This is a genomic window from Paenibacillus sp. AR247, assembly GCF_002968895.1.
GTDB classification, from domain to species: domain Bacteria; phylum Bacillota; class Bacilli; order Paenibacillales; family Paenibacillaceae; genus Paenibacillus_AQ; species Paenibacillus_AQ favisporus.
Window position 1 is genome coordinate 1 of the sequence record NZ_PCZT01000107.1, and the last position, 677, is coordinate 677.

Annotated in this window: 1 protein-coding gene; it reads left to right on the forward strand. The window is 46.5% G+C overall.

All coding sequences use genetic code 11. From position 1 onward, the window contains the following. Positions 1-14: 14 nt before the first annotated feature. On the forward strand, positions 15-677 hold a 663-nt coding region (locus CPT76_RS36315; RefSeq protein WP_258169130.1), incomplete at its 3' end, for an SDR family NAD(P)-dependent oxidoreductase.

Sequence of the window (677 nt, forward strand, 5' to 3'; positions counted from 1 at the left end):
TGAAGGAGCAACTGTTGCAGTGGCATCCCGTCCGGGAGCAAAATGACGGAAGCTGTAGAAAACTTCAAGAAAAGGGATATTCGAATGTTTTTGAACTTCCGTTGGATGTCAGGTCAGAGGAATCGGTGCAAGATGCAGTGAACTGGGTAAAAGCGGAATGGGGGAAAATCGATGTCCTCGTGAACAATGCCGGGATAGGCATGAGGACTGTAAACCCAAAATTCCTTACAGAACCGCACCCTTTCTATCAGGTCACTCCTGAAGGATTTCGAAATTTAATCGATACAAATGTGACCGGTTATTTCCTAACCTCCCGGGGATTCGCTCCCCTGATGGTTGAGCAGGGAAGAGGAAAAATCATCAATATATCGATGAATTATGAAACTATGAAACGAAAAGGATTTGTCCCATATGGCCCTTCTCGTGCCGCGACAGAGTCCCTGTCATTGATCATGGCTGAAGACCTGCGTGAATTTGGAGTGACGGTAAATATGCTTCTTCCTGGCGGGGCCACCGTAACTGGAATGATACCCGAGGAAGTGAAAAGGGAACTTGAAGGAAACTCTCAGCTTCTGGAGCCGGAAATCATGGCAAAACCTATCGTTTATCTTGCTTCCGAGCAATCTGAAGGACTAACAGGTGAACGCCTTGTTGCAACTGAATTTGACAGTCTGGTT